This window comes from Agromyces albus (assembly GCF_030815405.1).
GTDB classification, from domain to species: Bacteria; Actinomycetota; Actinomycetes; order Actinomycetales; family Microbacteriaceae; genus Agromyces; species Agromyces albus_A.
Genome location: NZ_JAUSWX010000001.1, coordinates 878795 through 900891, shown reverse-complemented (window position 1 = coordinate 900891; position 22097 = coordinate 878795). Strand labels below are relative to the sequence as shown.

Here is a 22097-nt window from a genome sequence, read left to right as displayed (position 1 = left end):
ACAGACGAGGACGTCCATGACCATCGATGGCATCGCCACCCCCGGCAAGATCATCGCCGTGCACCTCAACTACCCGTCGAGGGCGGCCCAGCGCGGTCGCACGCCCTCCGCGCCGAGTTACTTCCTGAAGCCCGCCTCCTCCCTCGCTCCCTCGGGCGGCACCCTCGAGCGTCCCTCCGGCACCGAGCTCCTCGCCTTCGAGGGCGAGATCGCGCTCGTGATCGGCGAGCCCGCACGCCGGGTCTCCCCCGCCGACGGGTGGAGCCACGTCGCATCCGTCACCGCGGCGAACGACTTCGGCCTCTACGACCTGCGCGCCGCAGACAAGGGATCGAACGTGCGCTCGAAGGGCGGCGACGGCTTCACGCCGCTCGGCCCCGAACTCATCCCCGCGGCATCCGTCGATCCCGCAGGTCTTCGCGTGCGCACGTGGGTGAACGGCGCCCTCGTGCAGGAGGACTCGAGCGACACGCTGCTGTTCCCGTTCGGGCAGCTCGTCGCCGACCTCTCTCAGCTGATGACCCTCGAGACCGGTGACGTCATCCTCACGGGCACGCCCGCCGGCTCGTCGGTCGTCGTGCCGGGCGACGTCGTCGAGGTCGAGGTCGATGCCCCGGATGCCGCGGGCGCCCCCACCTCGGGCCACCTCGTCACGACGATCACCGCGGGCACGGCGCCCTTCGGCGACTTCGGCACGAAGCCGACGACCGACGACCTGCAGCGCATCGAGGCGTGGGGCGATCGCGAGCGCGCGGGCCTGCCTGAACTCGAGCCCGAACCCGAACCCGAATCCGCGCCCGAGCCAGGCCCCGCCTTCGAACTGACCCTGGCCCTCCGCGAGCGCCTCTCGAGCGTCGGCGTCGCGACCCTCTCGGTGGCGCTCCGCAACTGCGGCTACCACGACGTCTTCATCGAGGGCGTGCACTCGAACCAGCCCGGCCGCCGCCTCGTCGGGCGCGCGAAGACCGTGCGCTTCGTCGCGTTCCGTCCCGACCTCTTCGAACGCCACGGCAGCGGGTTCAACGCGCAGAAGCGGGCGTTCGACACGGTCGAGCCCGGCGAAGTGCTCGTGATCGAGGCCCGCGGCGAGCGCGGCACGGGCACCGTGGGGGACGTGCTGGCCCTGCGTGCCCAGGTGCGCGGCGCGGCCGGCATCGTCACCGACGGCGGCGTGCGCGACGCCGAGGCCGTCGCTGGATTCGAGATCCCGGTGTTCTCGCAGGGCCCGCACCCGTCGGTGCTCGGACGCAAGCACGTGCCATGGGAGACGGATGTCACGATCACGTGCGGCGGCGCGGCCGTGCAGCCCGGCGACGTCATCGTGGGCGACGGCGACGGGGTCATCGTGATCCCGCCGCACCTCGTCGAGGAGGTCGTGGCCGAGGCGGTCGCGCAGGAGCAGGAGGACGCGTACGTCGCCGAGCAGGTGGCGGCCGGGGCATCCGTCGACGGGCTCTTCCCCATGAACGCCGAGTGGAAGGCGCGCTACCGCGCCGAGGTGGAGGGCCGATGAGCGCCGAGCGGCTGCGTCCCATCGAGAGCAAGGCCCAGCAGGCCTACCGCTTCATCCGCGCGCGCATCGACGACGGCCGGTACGTGCCGGGCTTCCGGCTCGTGCTCGGCCAGATCGCGCGCGAGCTCGACGTGAGCGTCGTTCCGGTGCGCGAGGCGATCCGGCTGCTCGAGGCCGAGGGGCTCGTCACGTTCGAGCGCAACGTCGGCGCGCAGGTCGCCCTCATCAAGGAGGCCGAGTACCTGCACACGATGCAGACGCTCTCGATCGTGGAGGGCGCCGCCACCTCGATGTCGGCGCCGTATCTCACCCCAGAGCATCTGCGGCGAGCGCGCGAGATCAATGAGCGGATGCGGCGGACGCTTGCCGACTTCGACCCGCACCGCTTCACCGCGCTGAACCTCGAGTTCCACGCCGTGCTCTTCGAGGAGTGCCCGAACCCGCACATCCTCGACCTCGTGCACCGCGGCTGGAATCGCATGAAGATGCTGCGCGACTCCTCGTTCAGCTTCGTGCCGGGGCGCGCACACGACTCGGTCGACGAGCACGAACGCCTCGTCGAACTCATCGAGTCGGGGGCCGATCCGCTCGAGATCGAGCTCGCAGCCCGGCAGCATCGCGCCGCGACCCTCGACGCGGTGCTCGCCTACCAGGCCGCACACAAGCTCGCGACCGGGCAAGCCGTCGCATCCGCAGCCGCAGACGCTGCAGCCGCAGCCGCAGCCGCCGACCCAGATCACGCACTCACCGCGTCGAACGACTAGGACCAGACATGACCCACCACATCCCCGAGGGACTGCCCGACCGCATCCGCCACTACATCGACGGCGAGTTCGTCGACTCGGTCGGCGGCGAGACCTTCGACGTGCTCGACCCGGTCTCGAACGAGACCTACGTGCAGGCCGCCGCCGGCCAGCGGGCCGACATCGACCTCGCCGTCGCCGCCGCTCGCCGCGCGTTCACCGACGGACCGTGGCCCCGGATGCTGCCGCGCCAGCGCGCCCGCGTGCTGCACCGCATCGCCGACCTCGTCGAGGCGAGCGACGCGCGGCTCGCCGAGCTCGAGACCTTCGACACCGGACTGCCGATCACCCAGGCCCTCGGCCAGGCGCAGCGCGCCGCCGAGAACTTCCGCTTCTTCGCCGACCTCATCGTCGCCCAGCGCGACGACACCTACAAGGTGCCCGGTCGCCAGGTGAACTACGTGAATCGCAAGCCCATCGGCGTCGCCGGGCTCATCACGCCGTGGAACACGCCGTTCATGCTCGAGTCGTGGAAGCTCGCCCCCGCTCTCGCCACGGGCAACACGGTCGTGTTGAAGCCCGCCGAGTTCACGCCGCTCTCGGCGAGCCTCTGGGCCGACATCTTCCGCGAGGCGGGAGTTCCCGACGGCGTGTTCAACCTCGTCAACGGGCTCGGTGAAGAGGCGGGCGACGCGCTCGTGAAGCATCCGGATGTCCCGCTCATCTCCTTCACCGGCGAGAGCCGCACCGGGCAGCTGATCTTCGCGAACGCCGCGCCGTTCCTGAAGGGCCTCTCGATGGAGCTCGGCGGCAAGTCGCCCGCCGTGGTCTTCGCCGACGCCGACCTCGAGGCAGCGCTCGACGCGACCGTCTTCGGCGTGTTCTCGCTCAACGGCGAACGCTGCACGGCGGGCTCGCGAATTCTCGTCGAGCGCTCGATCTACGACGACTTCGTGTCGCGGTACGCCGAACGGGCCGAGAACATCGTCGTCGGCGATCCGCACGATCCGGCGACCGAGGTGGGGGCGCTCGTGCACCCCGAGCACTACGAGAAGGTCATGTCCTACGTCGAGATCGGCAAGGGCGAGGGGCGGCTCGTCGCGGGCGGCGGTCGCCCAGAGGGGTTGCCGACGGGCAACTACGTCGCGCCGACGGTGTTCGCGGATGTCGCGCCCGACGCGCGCATCTTCCAGGAGGAGATCTTCGGCCCGGTCGTCGCGATCACGCCGTTCGACTCCGACGAGGAGGCCCTCGCCCTCGCGAACGGCGTGAAATACGGCCTCGCCGCCTACATCTGGACCAACAACCTGCAGCGGGCCCACAACTTCTCGCAGTCCGTCGAGGCGGGCATGGTGTGGCTCAACTCCAACAACGTGCGCGACCTCCGCACCCCGTTCGGCGGCGTGAAGGCCTCGGGGCTCGGCCACGAGGGCGGTTACCGCTCGATCGACTTCTACACCGACCAACAGGCCGTGCACATCACGCTCAACGAAGCGCACTCGCCGCGCTTCGGCACGCGACAGGGCACCGCGCCCGTCGCCACCGCGAACCCCTGAGCGGATGCCGCAGCACGCGGCATCCGACCCCATTCCGACTCCCTCCCGACCACTCCCGACCACTCCCAGCAAGGACGCTGACATGGAACTCCCCGAACCGATCGTGACCGCCGGCGACCCGATCCCGGCACCGGCCGACCGCATCCCCACTCCGACCGCGCCGGCGCCCGACGTCGTTCGCGCCGCCTACATGGAACTCGTCGTCACCGACCTCGCCGCCTCGCGCGCCTTCTACGTCGACGTGCTCGGGCTCGTCGTGACCGAGGAGGACGACGACACGGTGTACCTGCGCTCGCTCGAGGAGTTCATCCACCACAACCTCGTGCTGCGCGAGGGCCCGGTGGCCGCGGCCGCGGCCCTCGCCTACCGGGTGCGCACCCCCGAAGACCTCGACCGTGCCGTCGCGTTCTACACGGAGCTCGGATGCCGCGTCGAGCGCCGGCCCGACGGCTTCACGAAGGGCATCGGCGATTCGGTGCGCGTCGAGGACCCGCTCGGCTTCCCCTATGAGTTCTTCCACGACGTGCAGCACGTCGAGCGGCTTGCATGGCGCTTCGACCTCCACACGCCGGGCGCGATCGTGCGGCTCGACCACTTCAACCAGGTCACGCCCGACGTCCCACGCGCCGTCAAGTACATGGAGGACCTCGGCTTCCGCGTCACGGAGGACATCCAAGACGAGGCCGGCACGACCTACGCGGCGTGGATGCGCCGCAAGCCGACCGTGCACGACACCGCGATGACGGGCGGCGACGGCCCGCGCATGCACCACATCGCGTTCTCGACGCACGAGAAGCACAACATCATCGCGATCTGCGACAAGCTCGGCGCACTGCGGATGTCGGACGTCATCGAGCGCGGACCCGGCCGTCACGGCGTCTCGAACGCGTTCTACCTGTACCTGCGCGACCCCGACGGGCATCGCGTCGAGATCTACACGCAGGACTACTACACAGGCGACCCCGACAACCCCGTCGTCACGTGGGACGTGCACGACAACCAGCGCCGCGACTGGTGGGGCAACCCCGTCGTGCCGAGCTGGTACACGGATGCCTCGCTCGTGCTCGACCTCGACGGCGAGCCGCAGCCCGTGGTGGCGCGCACCGACGAGTCCGAGATGGAGGTCACGATCGGCGCCGACGGCTTCTCGTACACCCGCAAAGACGACGAGCAGCGCGGCTTCAAGCTCGGCAACACCCTGTAGCGCTCACGGCGCGCTGCCGTCGCATCCGCCGCCCCACCCGCGACTGCCTCTGTCACCGGATTCGGGGATTTGCGACAACACGCCGCCCGCGCAGCCGCCGCACCGGCGTGTCGTCGCAAATCCCCGAATCCGGTGACAGTATGCGCGCTGGTCGTGGCGAACGCTCCGATCAGGCGGCCAGGTGCGCGCCGCGGCGCATCACGAGGAGCACCGTGCTGAGAACACTCGGCCAGTCCTCCACGATCTGCTTGTGACTGAAGTTCAGCACGAGGTATCCGCATGCCCGGAGCCATGCCATCCGTTCGCGATCCGCGTGGAATGCGTCAGAACCCGAATGCGCGTCCATGCCCTCGCATTCGAAGATCAGGCGATCGCCGATGAGGAGGTCAGCGCGATAGCCACCGGGCAGTACAACCTGGGGTCGAGCGTGGATACCTGCCTCCCTGAAGCGCTCGCGAGCAATAGTCTCCCCGATCGCTTGGCTGAGCGACGATGACCTGACCGCGAGCGTCCGTTGCCCGGGTGGGAGACATTCAAGCAACTCGGAGAATCCGGCATCGTTCAAAGCCGGCGGCTTCCACGCCGACGGTATGCACTCCCGGGCGGAGTCCAGAATGCAGAGCGCGTCGAGTGCGGGCAGGCATCCGACGACCTCGACGAGCACATCGAGGAGCGGCGGCATCGCGTCGCCGGAATGGCAGACGCCTCGCCAATGGAATCGGACTTGCGGATGCTCCGAGATACGCTGCAGCTTCGGACGCAAGCGCTTGGTCGGGTCGCCCGGGCGCCGAAACCGCGAATCGTGTTCTGCGACCTCGATGTGCAGGCAGTGTGGCTCCTTGAGCACGCGGAGGCCCATCGCCTGCGCTGCGCTCACACACGTGAGCCTTCCACCGACACGTATCGCGCGCTTCACGGTGGCCGGGAGCTCGGGAGCGACGAAATGCCCGATGCGAGCACGCTCGATGCATCCGGATGCCACCGCTGCGGCGACCGCGCGCGCGTCGAACCCCGCCGCGCGCAGGTCCCTGGTGCGACACGCGCCGCCGTGTTCGCGGACCACGCTGATCGCCGACCTCATGTAACCAGAATCAAACGGAAAGAGAGCAGCAGACCGCGGCATCCGGGACTCTGTGGTGGCATTCCCCGCCGAAGGCGCGGTGGAGGACGACTCGCCTGCTACCGGATTCGGGGATTCTTCCCGGCACGCGGCAGCAGGGTGCCGGCCGCCCGGCGCGTCGCGAGAATCCCCGAATCCGGTAACAGGACAGCGCGCGGGCGGGACGGGTGCCGCGGCAGCTCAGGCGAGGAACTCGATCGCGGCGTCCTTGAACGCCCGCGCCGTGAGGGTCGACACGTGGTCGCGCCCGGGGATCGACACATAATCGGCGTCCCAGTCGAGCGCGAGCTCGCGTGCGCCTTCGGGCACCGGATCGTTCTCACCGGCGACGAACAGCGTCGGGATGTCGCCCGGGATCGAGAGCGGCGCTCCCTGCACGCCTTCGATGCAGGCGAGGAGCGCCTCGCGGTCGGCGCCCGCGGCGATCGCGGGCCGGAGCAGCTGGTCGATGAGGGGATTCCTCGACGGCTCGTCGCGCAGCAGCACGGCGCGCGCCTCCTCGAGATCCCATGAGGCGAAGAGCTCGTGCGGCCCCGCTCCGCCGATGACGACCCGACGAATGCGCTCGGGGGCGACGGAGGCGAAGGCCGACACCACCCGATTGCCCATCGAGTAGCCGATCAGGTCCACCTGGTCGGCGCCGACGGAATCGACCACGGCGAGCAGGTCGGCGCCGAGCAGCTCGGGCGAATAGGAGTCGCCGTCGACCGGCTTGTCGCTCTCGCCGTGTCCGCGCAGGTCGAGCGTGATCACGGCGCGCCCCGCCGCACGAAGCGCCTGCACCCACCCCGTGCCATCCCAGGTCACGGCCGAGTTCGATGCGAACCCGTGCACGAGGAGCACGGGCGGCAGCGCGGCATCCGCTTCACCGGACCCATGCATGCGATATGCGATGAGCACGCCGTCGGATGACTCGGCGTAGAGGCTGGGCACCGGTGCCGTGTCGGCTCGCCTCACGAGGCGGCCTTGTTGAGCGCGGTCGACTCGGTGATGTCGGCGCCCGCATGGCCCAGTTCGGCGAGTGCGAGCTCGGAGGTCGAGGCGGCGACGCCGGCGATGAGGTCGGTGAAGACGCGTACGTGCTGGCCGTGCTCGAGTGCGTCGAGCACGCTCGCCCGCACGCAATAGTCGGTCGCGATGCCGACGACGTCGACGTCGGTGACACCTCGGCTGGTGAGCACGTCGCTCATCGAGGCGCCGTCGTCATCGGTGCCCTCGAAGATCGAGTAGGCCGGCACTCCCTGACCCTTGCGGATGTGCACATCGACCTGATCGATCGAGAGCGCCGGGTGGTATTCGGCACCCTCTGTTTCCGCGACGCAGTGCACGGGCCAGGTCTCGACGAAGTCGGGCTCGCTCTCGACGGCGAAATGACCGCCGTTGTCTCCCTCGGCGGAATGCCAGTCGCGGGATGCCACGACCACGTCGTATTCGCCGCGGTGCCGTTCGAGCAGCTCGGTCACGCCGGCGGCGACGGCGGCGCCGCCCTCGACTCCGAGCGCGCCCCCCTCGGTGAAGTCATTCTGCACGTCGATGATGAACAGGGCCCGGGTCATCGGCTCGCTCCTTCGCTCGTCCTGCATGCGACCGATCCGGCCGCACCTCCATTCTTCCAGTCAGCGCGGCCGGCTGGACGGTGGCGGCACTACTGGTTGGAGAGGTTGTCGCCGCAGAGGTAGAAGCCGGTGGTGAGGGTGTCGATCGCCTGCTTCGCCTCATCGGTCACGTCACCGAGGGCGTAGATCGCGAACGTGAGCGTCGAGCCGTCTTGCGCACGGATGACGCCCGAGAGCGTGTACCCGCTCTCGATCCATCCCGTCTTGGCCGAGACTGCCCCGGCGGCCACCGCGTTCTCCCCCTGGAACCGGTCGCTGTAGGAGAGCGACCCGCGCTGTCCCGCGACGGGCAACCCGTCCATGAGGATGCCGAGGTTGCCCTCTCGCGCGTTGATCTTCACGAAGAGCTGGGTGAGGTAGGCGGGAGGCACGGCGTTGTCGTCGCTGAGTCCGGAGCCGTCGACGACGTTGATGCCCGTCGTGTCGAGCCCGTAGTCCGCGAGCCCCTCGAGCACCCCGGCGTTGATCGCGCTGAAATCGTTGCCGGCGCCCGTCTCGATCGCGACGAGGCGAGCGAGCATCTCGGCGACGGAGTTGTCGGAGACGACGAGCGCCTTGTCGACGAGTTCGGCGACGGTCGGCGAGAGCACCTGGCCGAGTTGCGCGGCGCCGGCCGGGGCCGTGCCGCGCTCGATGACCGAGATGCCGCCGAGCTCCGATGCGAAGGCGTCGCCTGCGCGTGCGATCGGGTCGGGGCTGCGCCACGAGGTGTTGCTCGACGGGGTGTCGCGGTCGCCGTCCACCTGCAGCGCCGTGATGTTCGACATGTAGCCGTCTTCGCGCTCGATGAGGTCCCAGGTCGAATGCCACTCGTCGCCGCCGAAGAAGCTCGCGTCGAGCACGAGCTTCGTGAGCGGCGGGTTCGAGGGGTCGGCCGACCAGGCGCTTCGGACCTGCTGCGCGAGCTCGTCGAGGTGCGCCGCGCCCGGGTACACCGTGGTCGTGCCACTCGGGGTGCGCGAGAGGGTCACGTCTCCGCCGCCGACGAGCACGACAGAACCGGGCTCGGCGCCCTTCACGACGGTCGTGGCCGCGCGGTGGTCTGGGCCGAGTACCGACAGCGCCGCCGCCGCCGTGAGCACCTTCATGACGCTCGCCGTTCGTGAGGGCGTCGCGGCGCCCCGGTCATAGAGCGACTCGCCCGTGGCGGCGTTCCTGACGTGCGCCTGCAGGTTCGCGAGTCGGCCGTCGGCTGCGCGGTCGGCGACGGAGCAGGTGCGGATGCGGCTCGCGGGTGCCGCTGCCGCGGGCACCGGCCGGGCGGCATCCGGCGTCGGGGTGGGGGTCGACGTCGTTGCGACGGCGACCTCCTCGCTCGCATCCATGGCGGCGCCGGCGAACACGGCTCCAGTGCCGAGCAGCGCGAATGCGAGCACTCCGCCGGTGATCGAGAGGGTGAGCCGGTGCTTGCGCACGAAGGCGCCGAACCGTGCCGACGCCGCGCCCGCGGTCACTGCCGTCTCCGTCTGGGCGGGTTCGGGCGTCGGGTCATCCTTCCGGTCATCCACCCCGGCATTGTACGTGCCGGTTTCGGCAAGGTGCTCCGAAGGTCACTCCCCCGGGTAGCGCAAACCGATCTGCTCGCGGATCACGTCGAGCGTTCCCAGGATCGCGACCGTTTCATCGATGGGCAGCACGTCGCCGCCCAGGGTGCCGGCTGCGACGAGCCGTTCGACGGCTTCGGCCTGGCAGTGCATGCCTCGCCCGTTGACCTCGATCGGGCGGAACTCCTCGATGACCGTGCCATCGGGGGCGACCACGCGGAAGCTCGCCGGCGTGTACCAGACCCGGTCGATGTCGATACGAGCCTCGGTACCGAGCACCACAGCGGTGTTCGGCCCGCTCGAGTCACTCGCCGAGAGTGTCGTGGCGACTCGCCCGCCCTCGTAGCCGAAGATCGTGGCGATCTGGGCATCGGCGCCCGTGCTCTTGAACGTCGCCGTGGACTGGATCGTGAGGGGCGCACCGAAGAGGTCCCATGCGAAGGAGATCGGGTAGATCCCGAGGTCGAGGAGGGCGCCGCCGCCCAGCTCGAGCGCGTTGATGCGGTGCGCCGGGTCGTCGGAGAGCTTCTGCGTGTGATCGGCCATGAGCGCGCGCACCTCGCCGAGTGTTCCCTCGGCGATGATCTCGCGGATGCGTGCCATGTGGGGCAGGTAGCGGGTCCACATCGCCTCGAGGGCGAGGAGCCCCTTCGCCGCCGCGAGGTCGGCGATCGCCTGGGCCTCACGGGCGTTGACCGCGAACGGCTTCTCGACGAGCACGTGCTTGCCGGCCTCGAGTGCGAGCATCGCATTCGAGGCGTGCAGCGGATGCGGCGTGGAGACGTAGATCACGTCGACCTCGGGGTCGGCGACGAGCGCCTCGTAGCTCCCGTGCGCATTCGGGATCTCGAACTCGGCAGCGAAGGCCTCGGCGGCCGCACTCGACCTCGAGCCCACGGCCTGCACGGTGAAGCCGTTGATCTTCAGGTCGCTCGTGAAGGCGCGGGCGATGCCGCCCGTCGCGAGGATGCCCCAGCGCAGTCGTTCAGTCATGGCGACAGCCTAACGGCGGGCGGCCACCCTCCCGAGTCGGGAAGCTGCACCGGTACGAGGCGCAGACTGTCCCGAATCGGAGGTCGCGGCGAGCTCCGATCTGCTCTACCCTCCCGCCATGACAATGTCGTCTCGAACCCGCCGCCCGATGAGCATCCTCGGCGCCACCCTCCTCACGCTCGCGATCGCTCTCGTCGGCGCCGTTCCCGCGCAAGCGGTGCCCGGTGGACCGACGCAGACTGCCGCGACATCGAAAGTCGCCTACGCGGCCCTCGGCGACTCGTATGCCGCTGGTGTCGGCGGCGGCGGCTATCTCGACACGTGCTTGACGAGCCCGGCCGGGTATCCGAGCCTGCTCAGCGCCGATCCCGGCGTGAACCATGAGGCGCTCCTCGCTTGCACGGGCGCGACCACGGCCGACGTCACGACCCAGCTCTCGGCCCTCACCCGGCAGACGAAGCTCGTCACCGTGACGGTCGGGGCGAACGACCTCGGACTCGACGTGCTCGCCACGGCGTGCCTGACGCGGACGATCGAGGAGTGCCTTGCGGCCGTTGCCGTGGCACAGGCGAGATTCCCGCAGCTCGCGGTCGACCTCGCTACGACGTTTGCGTCGATCCGGGCCGCGGCACCGAAGGCGACCGTCGTCGTCACTGGTTATCCGCTGCTGTTCGAGTCGCCGACTGATCCGAGGAAGCTCGCGGTGAACCAGGGTATCGCGCTGCTCAACGATCTCATCGAGGCGAGTGCCGCCGCCGCAGGATTCCTCTTCGTCGATGTCGAGTCGGCGTTCGCCGGCCACGGGCTTGACAGCGCGGATCCGTGGATCCACGACATCTTCTCCGCCGAGGCGTTCCACCCTACGATCGCCGGCTACCAGGCGTATGCCGAAGCGATTCGTGCGGCGATCGGCTGAGTCGACGTCCTCGTCCAAGTGGGACTGCTCCACGAGCCGAGCGCAAGGGATTGTCGGCAGGCTTGCATTCCGATAATCGTGGAGTATGGACCGCATTCACTATGCAGGTGGAGAACTGCTGACCGGAAGCAACATCGCTCGGTCGCTGCTCGCATATGCGGAAGCGCTGGCGCAACGTGACTCGGCGGCATCCGTCGAGATCCCCGTGCGCCACAGCGATGGCACGGTCGGGCGGGCGAGTATCCTGATCGGTCCCGCGAGCCAACTCGTCTCGGAGTCCGAGACGCTCGGCGGGGAGGAGCTCGTCGACGATGCCCTCGTGGCCGAGCTGGATCGGCGCACGGCCGGTCTCGCGACGATGCGCCCGGTGACCGGCATTCCCGCGAACGCGAACGTCACCGACGATCCGATCGACTTCGACTGGGACGCGAACGAGGACGACTGATATGGCCCGATCACGCGAAGGCCCTGTGCGACCGTCTCCGCATGCCAACTCCGCCGACATGCGGAGCGGCCGTGTCTTGGGCCGGACGCACGAACGGCCCGGATTCATCCGGGCCGTTCGAGTGATGGAGCCGCCTGTGGGAATCGAACCCACGACCTTCTCATTACGAGTGAGACGCTCTGCCGACTGAGCTAAGGCGGCATGGCATCCGCTGCGCCGAGGCGCACCGGTTGGCACGAGAATCTATGTTAGCGGGTTTCGAAGGCGCCGTTGAACACCCTTGCGTGCCACGCACGTCGGCCTGTCGGCCGATCAGCATTGCGGATCGCTCGCGGGAACCGTGCCGTCGATGAAGAAGGACTCGACGGCGTCGTTCACGCACGAGTTCGACTTGTTGTACGCCGTGTGCCCCTCGCCCTCGTAGCTGACGAGCGCGCCGCTCTCGAGCTGCTCGGCGAGCGCGACCGCCCACTCGTACGGCGTCGCCGGGTCGCCCGTGGTGCCGATCACGAGGATCGGCTCCGCGCCTTCGGCGTGGATCTCTTCGCGATCGCGGTCGCTCGTGTGCGGCCAGTTCACGCACGTGAGGTCGCCGAAGCCGAAGTAGCGACCGATCGTCGGCGCGATCGCGGCGATCTCCGCGGCCTTGTCACGCATCACCGAGACATCGGACTGATACGAGTAGTCGAGGCAGTTGATCGCTCGGAACGCCTCGGTCGAGTTGTCGAGGTAGGTGCCGTCGGCGTTGCGCCCGTTGTAGCCGTCGGCGAAGCTCAAGGCGGTGTCGGCGTCGCCGAGCATCACCGATTCGAGCATCTGGCTGAGGTACGGCCACGAGTCGGCGCTGTAGAGCGGGTAGATGATGGCGGTGAGCAGGGTGTCGGCGCCGACGAGGCGGCCGTCGGTCCCGCGAAGCGGGCTCTGTTCGACGGATGCCAGGAGCCGGCCGATCTCGGCTATCGCCTCGTCGGCTGAGCCGCGGAACGGGCATTCGCTGCCGGCGAGGCAGTTCTCGACGTAGGCGCGGAGCGCCTTCTCGAAGCCCACCGCTTGCGCCTTCGTGACCTCGAAGTCGCTCGCCGAGGGGTCGATCGCGCCGTCGAGCACGAGCCGGCCCACCTTGTCGGGGTAGAGCTCGGCGAACGTCGCGCCGAGGAAGGTGCCGTACGAGTAGCCGAGATAGTTCAGCTGCTCGTCGCCGAGCACCGCGCGCAGCAGGTCGAGGTCGCGAGCAGCGCTCACCGTGTCGACGTTTGCGAGCAGGTCGCCCGACTTCTCGGCGCACGCTGTGCCGAAGTCCTTCGCCGATGTCTCGACCGCGGCGACCCATTCATCGCTGCCGCGCTCGGCGGGGATGATTCCGTAGAGGTACTCGTCCATCTGGGCAGGGTCGTAGCAGGCGACCGCACTCGAGCGGCCGACCCCACGCGGGTCGAATCCGACGATGTCGAAGCGCTCGCGCAGCGGCTCGCCGACGGCGTAGCTCAGGGAGTCGGCCACGAAGTCGTAGCCGGAGCCACCGGGGCCGCCGGGGTTCACGAGCAGCGAGCCGATGCGGTCGCCGGTGGCGACGTGACGCACGAGGGCGAGCTCGATCTCGCCCGACCCGGGGTCGTCCCAGTCGAGGGGTGCCTTGGCCGTGCTGCAGCCGAGCTCCTCTCCGCATCGCTCCCACTCGAGCACCTGCTCGTAGAACGGCTGCAGGTCGGCCTCGACCTCCTCGCCCGTCGGCGTCGACTGGGGCTTCGGCGGGTTCAGGAAGGTGGGCATGCAAGCGCTGAGCGCGAGCGCCGACACGAGCGCGACCGCCGCCAATGCCATGCGCCGCGCGCGCGGCATCCGTCGTTCGCGGTTCGGTTCGCGTGTGCCGTTCATGCGGCCCCCCGTTCGGTGGTCGGTCTGCGGATCGCCGAGACGAGCATCGCCTCCAGCGCGAGCGCCGGTTGCACGTTGCCGTCGATGCGATCGCGAGCCGCCTGGATGGCATCGAGCGTCGCGAGGGTGCGCGCAGGCGAAGCGGATGCCGCGGCGTGCTCCAGGCGCTCGAGCAGCTCTCGGTTCACGAGCTCGACGTCGGCGCCGAGCTGGATCAGCAGGATGTCGCGGTAGAGCGACGCGAGATCGACGAGGATGCGGTCGATGCCGTCGCGAAGGCTCCGCGTCGCGCGGCGCTTCTGGTCGTCTTCGAGCGCCTTGAGCTGCGGGCGGAGCGCATTGGGCACCGCCTGGCCGGGCGCGACGCCGAGCGAGTGCAGCGCGTGCGCCCGCTCTTCGGCATCGCGCAGCTCGGTGATCGCCTTCGCGTCGTCGCCCGCGATCTCGAGGAAGCGCGCCGCCGTCGCGACGGCGGTCGCCGCCGAGCGCACCTCGAGGGCGAGCCTGAGCGTCTCGGCGCGACGACTCCGCGCCTCGTCGCTCGTCGCGAGCCGATGCGCCATGCCGATGTGGCTCTGCGCCTCACGCGCCGCGCGCTCGGCGAGCACGGGGTCGACGCCATCGCGGCGAACGAGGAGCGCCGCGACATCAGCGATGCTCGGAACCTGGAGGCGCACGGAGCGAACACGGGAGCGGATGGTCGGGATGAGGTCGGCCTCGCTCGGCGCGCACAGGATCCACACGGTGCGCTCGGGCGGCTCCTCGAGCTCTTTCAGCAGGAAGTTCGACGTCTGCTCGGTCATGCGGTCGGCGTCTTCGACGATGATCACGCGGTGACGCCCGACGGAGGGCGAGTAGTGCGAGCGGCGCACGATCTCGCGCACGTCGTCGCGCTTGATGATGACGCCCTCGGTGGCGAGCACGTGCAGGTCGGGATGGCTGCGCGCCTCGACCTGGATGCGGGTCGGCTCGTCGCCGTCGGGGTCGCCCGAGATGAGCGCGGTGGCGAAGGCGTAGGCGAGGTTCGAGCGGCCCGACCCGGGAGGGCCGGTGATGAGCCACGAGTGGGTCATCTGCTGGGCGCTGCTGGCGATGCCGGCGGTGCTCGCGGCGCCGCGGAACACGGCGATCGCCTGATCCTGCCCGGTCAGCTCGCTCCACACGCTCACGGTTCCACGCTACCTTCCGCCGCCGACCGTGGCCCGCTCGATCTCAGAGGAGTTCGGCGACGCGCGGGCGGATGGATGCGGCGATCTCGTCGGCGGCCAGCGCCGCGTCGACCACGAGGAAGCGGTCGGGCTCGGCTGCGGCGATCGCGAGGTAGGCGTTGCGTACGCGGTCGTGGAACTCGGATGCCTCGGCCTCGAGCCGGTCGTACCTTGTGCGCGCCTCGTCGAGACGTCCTCGCGCTGCACCGGCGTCGAGGTCGAGCAGGATCGTGAGGTCGGGTCGGAGCCCTTCGGTGGCCCATTCGGAGAGGCCGCGGATCGCGTCGGGGTCGAGCACCCGGCCGACGCCCTGGTAGGCAACCGACGAGTCGATGTAGCGATCCTGGATGACCACATCGCCGCGTTCGAGCGCCGGACGCACGACGGTGGCGACGTGATGGGCGCGGTCGGCCGCGTAGAGCAGCGCCTCGGCCCGGGGCGTGATGTCGCCGCGGTGGTGCAGCACGATCTCGCGAACCTCGACGCCGACCTCGGTGCCGCCGGGTTCGCGAGTGCGCAGCACTGTGCGACCCTGCTCGGAGAGCCAGCGGTCGAGCAGTTCTGCCTGCGTGGTCTTGCCGGAGCCGTCGCCGCCCTCGAGGGTGATGAAGACGCCCGAGCTCACGACGTGCTCTTCTTGGCCGGCGCCTTCTTCGCGGGTGCCTTCTTGGCGGTGGTCGTGCGCGCGGTGGTCGTTCGCTTCGCACGCGGCGCGGCGGGGCCCTTGTCGCGCTTGATCTGCAGCAGCTCGACGGCTCGCTCGAAGGTGATCTCCTCGACCGACTCGGCCCGCGGGATCGTGGCGTTGGTCGTGCCGTCCGTGACGTAGGGACCGAATCGGCCGTCTTTCACCTTGATCGGCTTGCCGCTCACCGGGTCGTTCTCGAACTCCTTGAGTGCGCTCGACGCGCTGCGGGCACCGTACTTCGGCTGTGCATAGAGCGCGAGTGCACCGTCGAGGTCGATCTCGAAGATCGCGTCCTCGCTCGGCAGGGTGCGCGTGTCGGCGCCCTTCTTCAGATACGGACCGTAGCGGCCGTTCTGCGCGGTGATCTCGTCGCCCGACTCGGGGTCGGCGCCGACGACGCGCGGCAGGTCGAGCAGTTTCAGCGCCGTCTCGAGGTCGAGTTCCGCCGGCTCCATGCTCTTGAACAGCGAGGCCGTGCGCGGCTTGGCCGCTGCGACCTTCTTCGCGGCGCGTTTCGGCTTTGCCGGCTCGATGACCTCGCCGGTCGCTGCATCGACGGATGCCTCAGGCGCGGCCTCGGGCTCGGGCTCGACTTCGGTCACATACGGGCCGAACCGCCCGTCTTTCAAGACGACCTGCTTGCCGTTCTCGGGGTTCTCGCCGAGCACCCGGTCGCCCTGCACCGGCGCCTCGATGAGCTCGCGGGCCTTGGCCTCGGTGAGCTCGTCGGGGGCGAGTTCGGTGGGGAGGTTGACGCGGCGCGGCGGTGCGTCGGCCTCGGCATCCGGATCCACCGTCTCGAGGTAGGGGCCGTACTTGCCGATGCGCAGGGTGATGTCGGGGGCGATCACGACCGAGTTGATCTCGCGCGCGTCGATGTCGCCGAGGTTGTCGACGACCTGGCGGAGCCCGCGGTGCGTCTCTGAGCCGAAGTAGAAGCCGTTCAGCCAGTCGACCCGGTCGGCCTCGCCCGAGGCGATCCGGTCGAGGTCGTCTTCCATCTCGGCGGTGAAGTCGTATTCGACGAGGTCGCCGAAATGCTCCTCGAGCAGGCGCACGACCGAGAAGGCGATCCAGCTCGGCACGAGTGCCTGGCCGCGCTGCGTGACGTAGCCGCGGTCGAGGATCGTCGAGATGATCGACGCGAAGGTGGAGGGACGGCCGATGCCGAGCTCCTCGAGCCGCTTCACGAGGCTCGCCTCGGTGTAGCGCGGGGGCGGGCTGGTCTCGTGGCCCTTCGCCTCGAGCTCGGCGAGCGCGAGCGCCTGGCCCTCGGTGAGCGGCGGCAGCTTCGCCTCGCCCGGCGTCTCGTCGGCGTTGCGCTCCTCGTCGCGGCTCTCCTCATAGGCCGCGAGGAAGCCGCGGAAGGTGATGACGGTGCCGCTCGCGGTGAACTCGGCGATGGCGCCGGCGATGGGCACGGATGCCTCGGCGGGGGCTGAAGCATCCGTCGCCGTGGGACCGACCTCGATCGTGACGGTCGCGGTCTGACCCTTCGCATCGGCCATCTGCGATGCGACGGTGCGCTTCCAGATGAGGTCGTAGAGCTTGAACTCGCTGCCGCGCAGCACGCTCTGCAGCTCGGACGGCGTGCGGAAAACCTCGCCCGAGGGGCGGATCGCCTCGTGCGCCTCTTGGGCGTTCTTGCTCTTGCCGGAGTAGACGCGCGGCTTGTCGGGAATCGAATCGGCTCCGTAGAGCGCGGTCGCCTGCGCGCGAGCCGCCGTGATCGCCTGCTGCGAGAGCGACACCGAGTCGGTTCGCATATAGGTGATGTAGCCGTTCTCGTAGAGCGACTGCGCGACGCGCATCGTGTCGCGCGCCGAGAGGCGGAGCTTGCGCGCCGACTCCTGCTGCAGCGTCGAGGTCGTGAACGGGGCAGCGGGCCGCCTGGAGTAGGGCTTCGATTCGACCTTCGAGACGGTGCGATTCACGCCCTCGGCACGCAGCGCGGTGACGAGCGCGTGCGCTGCCGGCTCGTTGAGCACGACGGCCGAGCTCTTGAGGCGGCCGGAGTCGTCGAAATCGCGGCCGGTGGCGACGCGCTGCCCGCCGAGGCGCACGAGCCGTGCTTCGAAGGCGGACGCCGCCTCACCGCTCGCGAAGCGTCCGATGAGATCCCAGTAGCCTGCGGCGACGAACGCGAGCCGTTCGCGTTCGCGATCGACGACAAGCCGGGTCGCAGCCGACTGCACGCGGCCGGCCGACAGGCCGGGGCCGACCTTGCGCCACAGCACCGGCGACACCTCGTAGCCGTAGAGACGGTCGAGGATGCGGCGGGTCTCCTGCGCGTCGACGAGGGCGGTGTCGAGCTCGCGGGTGTTGTCCTTCGCCTTCTCGATCGCGTCTTTCGTGATCTCGTGGAAGACCATTCGGCGAACCGGAACCTTGGGCTTCAGCTCCTGCAGGAGGTGCCACGCGATGGCTTCGCCCTCGCGGTCCTCATCAGTCGCGAGCAGGAGCTCGTCGGCGTTCTTCAGCGCGCGCTTCAAGTCGGCGACGGTCTTCTTCTTCGAGTCGGAGACGACGTAGTACGGCTCGAACCCGTGCTCGACGTCGACCGAGAACTTGCCGAGCGAGCCCTTCTTGAGCTCGGCGGGCAGGTTCTTCGGCTCGATCAGGTCGCGGATGTGCCCGACCGACGACAGCACTTCGTAGCCCTCACCCAGATACTGGGCGATCGACTTCATCTTGGTCGGCGACTCTACGATGACCAATTTCTTCGCGCCTGACACCAGACTCCTCTTATTCCAACATTTGAGACGGGAACGCACATGAATGCCGCGCCCCCGAGCGGTGTGTGCCATCGACCGGCGACTCGCTGCGCCGACAGCCACACCATACACACCCTCACCGTGAGTGCACCGATGCCCGTCGCCAAATGGCACACACCGTCGTCGCGCGTCGAGCCCTTGCGGATCGTGGCGGTCGGAGGAGAATTGCCCGCATGGATACGTCAACCACCGGCTCGTACACCGCAAAGCTGATCGACGGACCACTCGAGGGCAAGACGGTCGCAACGCCCTTCCTCGAATCGGGCGATCCACGTCCGCGGTTGGAGCTGGGCGCCGAGCACGGCAAGCACTACGTGTACTCGCGCGCCGCCGGCCTCGAGTTCAGCGCAGACGACGACGACAGGCCGACCGCGGTCGAGTACCGCTTCGTCGAGACCGTCTTCGTCTGAGCTCAGCCCGACCATTGCGGGGGCCCTGCCCTCGCTGAGGCGTCGAGCTCGAAGCCGAGCACGGAAACCGTCACGGTGACGGATGCCGCTGGCCCCCGAGCCTCGCACGCGCCTAGGGTGGCGCCGTTGCGCGCCGCCACGTGCCCCGCGAGCTGACAGGGCACGCCGGGCACGGCACCGGAGGTCGCGTCGGCAGCGGCGAGCGCCGCGGCATCCGCTGCGTTGGCGGCCCGCTGCGACGCCACGAACACCGTGAGCATGGGCACGACGGCGATGGTGAGCGCGACGATCGCGCCGACGATGCCGAGGGCGAGCACGGATGCCGCGCCGCCCTCGTCGCCGATCGATCGCCGCATCATCGCCCGCCCGTCACCGCGCACGATTCCGCGCGCAACTCGATCGCGGCGAGGAGCCCGTCGCCCGGCGTGCTGAGCGTTGCGCAGACGAACATCCCGTCGACGGCGACGCCGAGCGCGGCGCCTCCAGAGACCCGGTCGGCGATCGCGCCCGCCTCGGCGGCCGACTCCCCACGGCCGAGCGCACGGGCGGCGTCGGCCGCGGCATCCGTCAGCCGCACCTGCTGGGCGATGAGCTGGACCGACGCGAGGCACGCCGCGAGCACGAGTGCGATCGCAGGCAGCGCGACCGCGAACTCCGCGGTCACGCTGCCCCGGTCGCGGTCAGCCGACGGTGAGCGCATTCCGCACGAGGTCGGTGAGGATGCCGCGTACCTCGTCTCCGCGCAGGATGAGCACGAGGAGACCGGCGAAGCCGACCGCGGCCATCGTGGCCACCGCATATTCGGCCGTCGCTGCACCTCGTTCTCCGGCGAGGCGCCGTGCGACGGTGCGGAGCCCGGCGCGGATGCAGCGCCTCGGCGAGCGATGACCCGGTATCGCCGACGAGCTGTCGCGCTCGACGGCCTCGATCGGTGTGGCGAGTTCGTGCATGAGGTGTTCCTTCCTGTAGTGCCGAGGTTTCGGTGTGCCGAGGTCTCAGCGGGTGGCGGCACGAGCGTTGGCCGTCACCCGGCACCGCCGAGGGTGCCGGTGATGACGGAGATCATGAGGGGCGCGACGCCGAGCAGCACGAACGCCGGCAGCACGCACAGCCCGAGCGGGAGCATGAGCCGAACGCCGAGGGTCGCAGCGCGCGCCTCACCCGCTGCACGCGCCGAGCGCCGCAGACGGAAGGCTTCGGCGCGCAGCAGCTCGGCGACCGGCGCGCCGGCCCTCGCCGCGAGGCCGAGGACCGCTTCGACCTCCCGGCCATCGCCCGCGACCGGCACGTGCTCGGCCATCGCGTCGCGAGCGATGGCTCGAGCGCGCTCGATCGACGTGCCGCCCGACATCGCGATCGCGAGGAGTTCGAGTTCGAGTCCGGCATCGGCGCGCCCGCGCGAGGCACGCGACGCGAGGGCCGTGTTCCAGCGCCGACCCGTCCAGAGGAATCCGGCGCCGAGTGCCAGGCACGCGAGACCGAGCGGATTGCCGAAGAGCACTGCCAGCGTGTCGAATCCGAGTGCCGTGCCGAAGACGATCGCAATGAGCGGCAGCGCGGTGACGAGTCGGGCGCTGGCCGCAGGCCCGGCCAGCGCCACTCGCACCTCACGGCGCAACTGCGCCTCGTCGCGAAGGGAGCCCGCGAGACTCCGCAGGCTCGACGCGAGCGGCGCACCCGACTCGGCGGCCACCGACCACGCTGCCGCCAGTACCGACCAGGCTCCGGATGCCGCGGAGTGGGCCGCGCGCGCTTCGGCGATCGCCAGCGCCACCGGGTCGCCGCCCGACGCCGCCCTCGCCGCGGCCGCGAGCACCGCGGCGTCGGCGAGGGATGCCGCGGCGGGCACCGCACGGGCGTCGCCGCTCGTCTGCGCCGGCTCCCCCACATGGCTCCACGCCGTCGATGCCGAGACGCCCGCGGCGAGCAGCACGGCCAACCTCTCGGTGATCGCGGCGATCGCGTCGACCTCCGCGGCGGGATCGGGCCGGCGCCGGAGGGCGATCATGGCTGTGACGGCGCGAGCAGCGAGCCCGCGCATGCTCACAACGGCTCGACGGCGAGCCGGTCGCCGTCTTGCCGGAACCGGCCGAGCTGGGCGAGCCGGCGCTTGCCGCCTGCCCGCTCGAGGTGGAGCACGAGGTCGAAGGCGCTCACGGTCTGCCTCGCGACCGCGTCGGGCGAGAGCCCGGCGATGGAACCGAGTGCCTCGAGCCGTGCCGGAACGTCGGCGAGCGAGTTCGCGTGCAGCGTGCCGGCGCCGCCGTCGTGGCCCGTGTTGAGCGCGGCGAGCAGCTCGCGGAGCTCCGCACCACGACACTCGCCGACGACGAGCCGGTCGGGGCGCATGCGCAATGCCTCGCGAAGCAGGGCGTCGAGTCCGACTCGGCCACTGCCCTCGAGGTTCGCCTGACGCGCTTCGAGGGCGACGACGTGCGGGTGGCCGACCTGCAGCTCGGCGACGTCTTCGATCACGACGATGCGCTCACGCGCAGGCGCCTCGCCGAGCAGTGCCGAGAGCAGCGTGGTCTTCCCGGTGCCGCCGGCCCCCGTGACGAGCAGGTTCTCGCGCGCCGCGACCGCCTCGCGGAGCCTGGCCTCTTGCGCGACGTCGAGCATGCCCGCCCGGGCGAGCGCGGCGAGTGAGAAGCCGGCGGCCCGGGGCACGCGCACCGAGATGAGGGTTCCGCCGCTCGACACCGGCGGGAGCACGGCGTGAACGCGGATGCCATGCCCGAGGCGCACGTCGACGGCCGGGGTGGCCTCGTCGATGTGCCGGCCCCCACGAGCGATGAGCCGCACGGCGAGCGAGCGCACCTCGGCCTCGTCGGCCGACCACGCCGACGCCCGCTCAGCGCCCGCGCCGCGATCGATCCACAGGCCGAACGCGCCGTTGACGAAGAGGTCGGTGACCGGACCGGTCGCCGCGAACGGCTCGAGCGGTCCGAGCACCGAGAGGTCGGTCGCCGCGGCGCCCGGCGCTCCGTTGCGAGGGGTCGACGAGGCGGCATCGGATGCCGCGGCGGCGGCCCCCGGCCCGGTCTCCGCCGGCACTGCAGTGCGCACGGAGACACTCGGCGCGGACTCGGCCGGCTCGGGTTGCCACGACGGGGTGGCGACGAAGGGAATGCTCATGCGGCGAGCGTAGGCACGCGCATCGGCGCTGATGCATCCGTCGCCGGGCAGATACGGAAAGAGCCTCCCCCACACCGTTGTGGAGGAGGACTCGATCCGCCGGGACCACCGAAGCAGTGCCCGTTAACGAAAGGGGGCGGCACCCATTGGGGGGAACAGGTGCCGCCTCGGCAGCGCAAGGATTGGGGGGAATCACAAGCGCTGCAGGCCACGAAACGAGTGTTCGGGCGGTACTCAGCATACGGCCTGAGAACCAATGCGCAAGCATTTTTTGTCCCCATTTGTGCCGACACACAGAATTCTGTGAGCAAAGGCACAGGTAGCCCCCGTTCGGGTGGCATTGCTACAGCCTACGAC

The 22097-nt window shown here is 70.0% G+C and carries 21 protein-coding genes and 1 tRNA gene; 7 read left to right on the top strand and 15 right to left on the bottom strand.

The features are described 5' to 3' along the window. Positions 1 to 16: 16 nt before the first annotated feature. From QFZ29_RS04145 to hpaD, 4 genes are all read left to right on the top strand, one after another. Positions 17 to 1513 (top strand): fumarylacetoacetate hydrolase family protein, encoded by a 1497-nt coding sequence (locus QFZ29_RS04145; RefSeq protein WP_306892976.1) that lies wholly within the window; start codon positions 17 to 19, stop codon positions 1511 to 1513. Next, positions 1510 to 2277, top strand: a complete 768-nt coding sequence (locus QFZ29_RS04140; RefSeq protein ID WP_306892975.1) for a GntR family transcriptional regulator — start codon at positions 1510 to 1512, stop codon at positions 2275 to 2277. Before QFZ29_RS04145 ends, QFZ29_RS04140 begins: the two co-directional genes overlap by 4 nt. A gap of 8 nt (positions 2278 to 2285) precedes the next feature. Continuing rightward, positions 2286 to 3812: a 5-carboxymethyl-2-hydroxymuconate semialdehyde dehydrogenase gene (gene hpaE, locus QFZ29_RS04135; protein WP_306892974.1), complete on the top strand. Its 1527-nt coding sequence runs from the start codon at positions 2286 to 2288 to the stop codon at positions 3810 to 3812. A gap of 82 nt (positions 3813 to 3894) precedes the next feature. Then, positions 3895 to 5016 carry a 3,4-dihydroxyphenylacetate 2,3-dioxygenase gene (gene hpaD, locus QFZ29_RS04130; protein WP_306892973.1) on the top strand — a complete coding sequence of 374 codons (1122 nt, stop codon included), beginning with the start codon at positions 3895 to 3897 and terminating at the stop codon, positions 5014 to 5016. Between the two features lie 169 nt (positions 5017 to 5185). On the opposite strand, the gene QFZ29_RS04125 is transcribed toward hpaD, so the two are convergent. The 5 genes from QFZ29_RS04125 to QFZ29_RS04105 all read right to left on the bottom strand — a co-directional run bounded on the left by QFZ29_RS04125 (position 5186) and on the right by QFZ29_RS04105 (position 10289). Further along, entirely contained in the window at positions 5186 to 5893 is a 708-nt protein-coding gene (locus tag QFZ29_RS04125) for an endonuclease domain-containing protein (protein ID WP_306892972.1), read from the bottom strand. Positions 5894 to 6316: 423 nt separating this feature from the next. Further along, positions 6317 to 7093: an alpha/beta fold hydrolase gene (locus tag QFZ29_RS04120; RefSeq protein WP_306892971.1), complete on the bottom strand. Its 777-nt coding sequence runs from the start codon at positions 7091 to 7093 to the stop codon at positions 6317 to 6319. After that, positions 7090 to 7692, bottom strand: a complete 603-nt coding sequence (locus tag QFZ29_RS04115) for an isochorismatase family protein (RefSeq protein ID WP_306892970.1) — start codon at positions 7690 to 7692, stop codon at positions 7090 to 7092. Before QFZ29_RS04115 ends, QFZ29_RS04120 begins: the two co-directional genes overlap by 4 nt. 89 nt (positions 7693 to 7781) lie before the next feature. Beyond that, a complete protein-coding gene (locus QFZ29_RS04110; protein WP_306892969.1) occupies positions 7782 to 9260 on the bottom strand; it encodes a D-alanyl-D-alanine carboxypeptidase/D-alanyl-D-alanine-endopeptidase in 1479 nt (492 codons plus the stop codon). 42 nt (positions 9261 to 9302) lie between these two features. Further along, complete coding sequence (locus tag QFZ29_RS04105; protein WP_306892968.1) at positions 9303 to 10289, bottom strand: Gfo/Idh/MocA family protein; 987 nt, start codon at positions 10287 to 10289, stop codon at positions 9303 to 9305. Between the two features lie 118 nt (positions 10290 to 10407). Here QFZ29_RS04105 and QFZ29_RS04100 point away from each other — a divergent pair, with 118 nt between their 5' ends. Beyond that, positions 10408 to 11205, top strand: a complete 798-nt coding sequence (locus tag QFZ29_RS04100; protein WP_306892967.1) for an SGNH/GDSL hydrolase family protein — start codon at positions 10408 to 10410, stop codon at positions 11203 to 11205. 85 nt (positions 11206 to 11290) lie between these two features. Continuing rightward, positions 11291 to 11650, top strand: a complete 360-nt coding sequence (locus QFZ29_RS04095; protein WP_306892966.1) for a hypothetical protein — start codon at positions 11291 to 11293, stop codon at positions 11648 to 11650. Between the two features lie 125 nt (positions 11651 to 11775). Here QFZ29_RS04095 and QFZ29_RS04090 read toward each other — a convergent pair. From QFZ29_RS04090 to topA, 5 genes are all read right to left on the bottom strand, one after another. After that, positions 11776 to 11851, bottom strand: a tRNA-Thr gene (locus QFZ29_RS04090). 111 nt (positions 11852 to 11962) lie between these two features. Continuing rightward, entirely contained in the window at positions 11963 to 13525 is a 1563-nt protein-coding gene (locus QFZ29_RS04085; RefSeq protein ID WP_306892965.1) for an alpha/beta hydrolase, read from the bottom strand. Next, positions 13522 to 14694: a DNA polymerase III subunit delta' gene (locus QFZ29_RS04080; protein WP_306892964.1), complete on the bottom strand. Its 1173-nt coding sequence runs from the start codon at positions 14692 to 14694 to the stop codon at positions 13522 to 13524. Before QFZ29_RS04080 ends, QFZ29_RS04085 begins: the two co-directional genes overlap by 4 nt. A 43-nt stretch (positions 14695 to 14737) precedes the next feature. Further along, positions 14738 to 15358 carry a dTMP kinase gene (gene tmk, locus QFZ29_RS04075; RefSeq protein ID WP_306892963.1) on the bottom strand — a complete coding sequence of 207 codons (621 nt, stop codon included), beginning with the start codon at positions 15356 to 15358 and terminating at the stop codon, positions 14738 to 14740. After that, entirely contained in the window at positions 15355 to 18156 is a 2802-nt protein-coding gene (gene topA, locus QFZ29_RS04070; protein WP_306892962.1) for a type I DNA topoisomerase, read from the bottom strand. The genes tmk and topA overlap by 4 nt, the downstream gene beginning before the upstream one ends. A 212-nt stretch (positions 18157 to 18368) precedes the next feature. Here topA and QFZ29_RS04065 point away from each other — a divergent pair, with 212 nt between their 5' ends. After that, the gene (locus QFZ29_RS04065; RefSeq protein WP_129519974.1) at positions 18369 to 18605 is read left to right on the top strand and encodes a hypothetical protein; all 237 of its coding nucleotides are present in this window, start codon (positions 18369 to 18371) and stop codon (positions 18603 to 18605) included. Between the two features lie 2 nt (positions 18606 to 18607). On the opposite strand, the gene QFZ29_RS04060 is transcribed toward QFZ29_RS04065, so the two are convergent. The 5 genes from QFZ29_RS04060 to QFZ29_RS04040 form a co-directional block, all read right to left on the bottom strand. Further along, on the bottom strand, positions 18608 to 18964 hold the full coding sequence (locus QFZ29_RS04060) for an Rv3654c family TadE-like protein (RefSeq protein WP_306892961.1): 357 nt from the start codon (positions 18962 to 18964) through the stop codon (positions 18608 to 18610). After that, positions 18961 to 19269, bottom strand: coding sequence for a TadE family type IV pilus minor pilin (locus tag QFZ29_RS04055; RefSeq protein WP_241843005.1), 309 nt, complete (start codon positions 19267 to 19269; stop codon positions 18961 to 18963). The genes QFZ29_RS04060 and QFZ29_RS04055 overlap by 4 nt, the downstream gene beginning before the upstream one ends. A gap of 16 nt (positions 19270 to 19285) precedes the next feature. Beyond that, positions 19286 to 19555 carry a DUF4244 domain-containing protein gene (locus tag QFZ29_RS04050; protein ID WP_306892960.1) on the bottom strand — a complete coding sequence of 90 codons (270 nt, stop codon included), beginning with the start codon at positions 19553 to 19555 and terminating at the stop codon, positions 19286 to 19288. Positions 19556 to 19629: 74 nt separating this feature from the next. Continuing rightward, positions 19630 to 20646, bottom strand: a complete 1017-nt coding sequence (locus QFZ29_RS04045) for a type II secretion system F family protein (RefSeq protein ID WP_306892959.1) — start codon at positions 20644 to 20646, stop codon at positions 19630 to 19632. Positions 20647 to 20648: 2 nt separating this feature from the next. After that, complete coding sequence (locus tag QFZ29_RS04040; protein ID WP_306892958.1) at positions 20649 to 21740, bottom strand: TadA family conjugal transfer-associated ATPase; 1092 nt, start codon at positions 21738 to 21740, stop codon at positions 20649 to 20651. Positions 21741 to 22097 lie beyond the last annotated feature (357 nt).

Excerpts from the sequence above, each read along its gene's own strand:
- QFZ29_RS04145 (WP_306892976.1), top strand. The coding sequence starts at position 17 with ATGACCATCGATGGCATCGCCACCCCCGGCAAGATCATCGCCGTGCAC.
- QFZ29_RS04140 (WP_306892975.1), top strand. The coding sequence starts at position 1,510 with ATGAGCGCCGAGCGGCTGCGTCCCATCGAGAGCAAGGCCCAGCAGGCC.
- hpaE (WP_306892974.1), top strand. The coding sequence starts at position 2,286 with ATGACCCACCACATCCCCGAGGGACTGCCCGACCGCATCCGCCACTAC.
- hpaD (WP_306892973.1), top strand. The coding sequence starts at position 3,895 with ATGGAACTCCCCGAACCGATCGTGACCGCCGGCGACCCGATCCCGGCA.
- QFZ29_RS04115 (WP_306892970.1), bottom strand. The coding sequence starts at position 7,692 with ATGACCCGGGCCCTGTTCATCATCGACGTGCAGAATGACTTCACCGAG.
- QFZ29_RS04105 (WP_306892968.1), bottom strand. The coding sequence starts at position 10,289 with ATGACTGAACGACTGCGCTGGGGCATCCTCGCGACGGGCGGCATCGCC.
- QFZ29_RS04100 (WP_306892967.1), top strand. The coding sequence starts at position 10,408 with ATGACAATGTCGTCTCGAACCCGCCGCCCGATGAGCATCCTCGGCGCC.
- QFZ29_RS04095 (WP_306892966.1), top strand. The coding sequence starts at position 11,291 with ATGGACCGCATTCACTATGCAGGTGGAGAACTGCTGACCGGAAGCAAC.
- QFZ29_RS04085 (WP_306892965.1), bottom strand. The coding sequence starts at position 13,525 with ATGAACGGCACACGCGAACCGAACCGCGAACGACGGATGCCGCGCGCG.
- QFZ29_RS04065 (WP_129519974.1), top strand. The coding sequence starts at position 18,369 with ATGGATACGTCAACCACCGGCTCGTACACCGCAAAGCTGATCGACGGA.
- QFZ29_RS04060 (WP_306892961.1), bottom strand. The coding sequence starts at position 18,964 with ATGATGCGGCGATCGATCGGCGACGAGGGCGGCGCGGCATCCGTGCTC.
- QFZ29_RS04050 (WP_306892960.1), bottom strand. The coding sequence starts at position 19,555 with ATGCACGAACTCGCCACACCGATCGAGGCCGTCGAGCGCGACAGCTCG.
- QFZ29_RS04045 (WP_306892959.1), bottom strand. The coding sequence starts at position 20,646 with ATGCGCGGGCTCGCTGCTCGCGCCGTCACAGCCATGATCGCCCTCCGG.
- QFZ29_RS04040 (WP_306892958.1), bottom strand. The coding sequence starts at position 21,740 with ATGAGCATTCCCTTCGTCGCCACCCCGTCGTGGCAACCCGAGCCGGCC.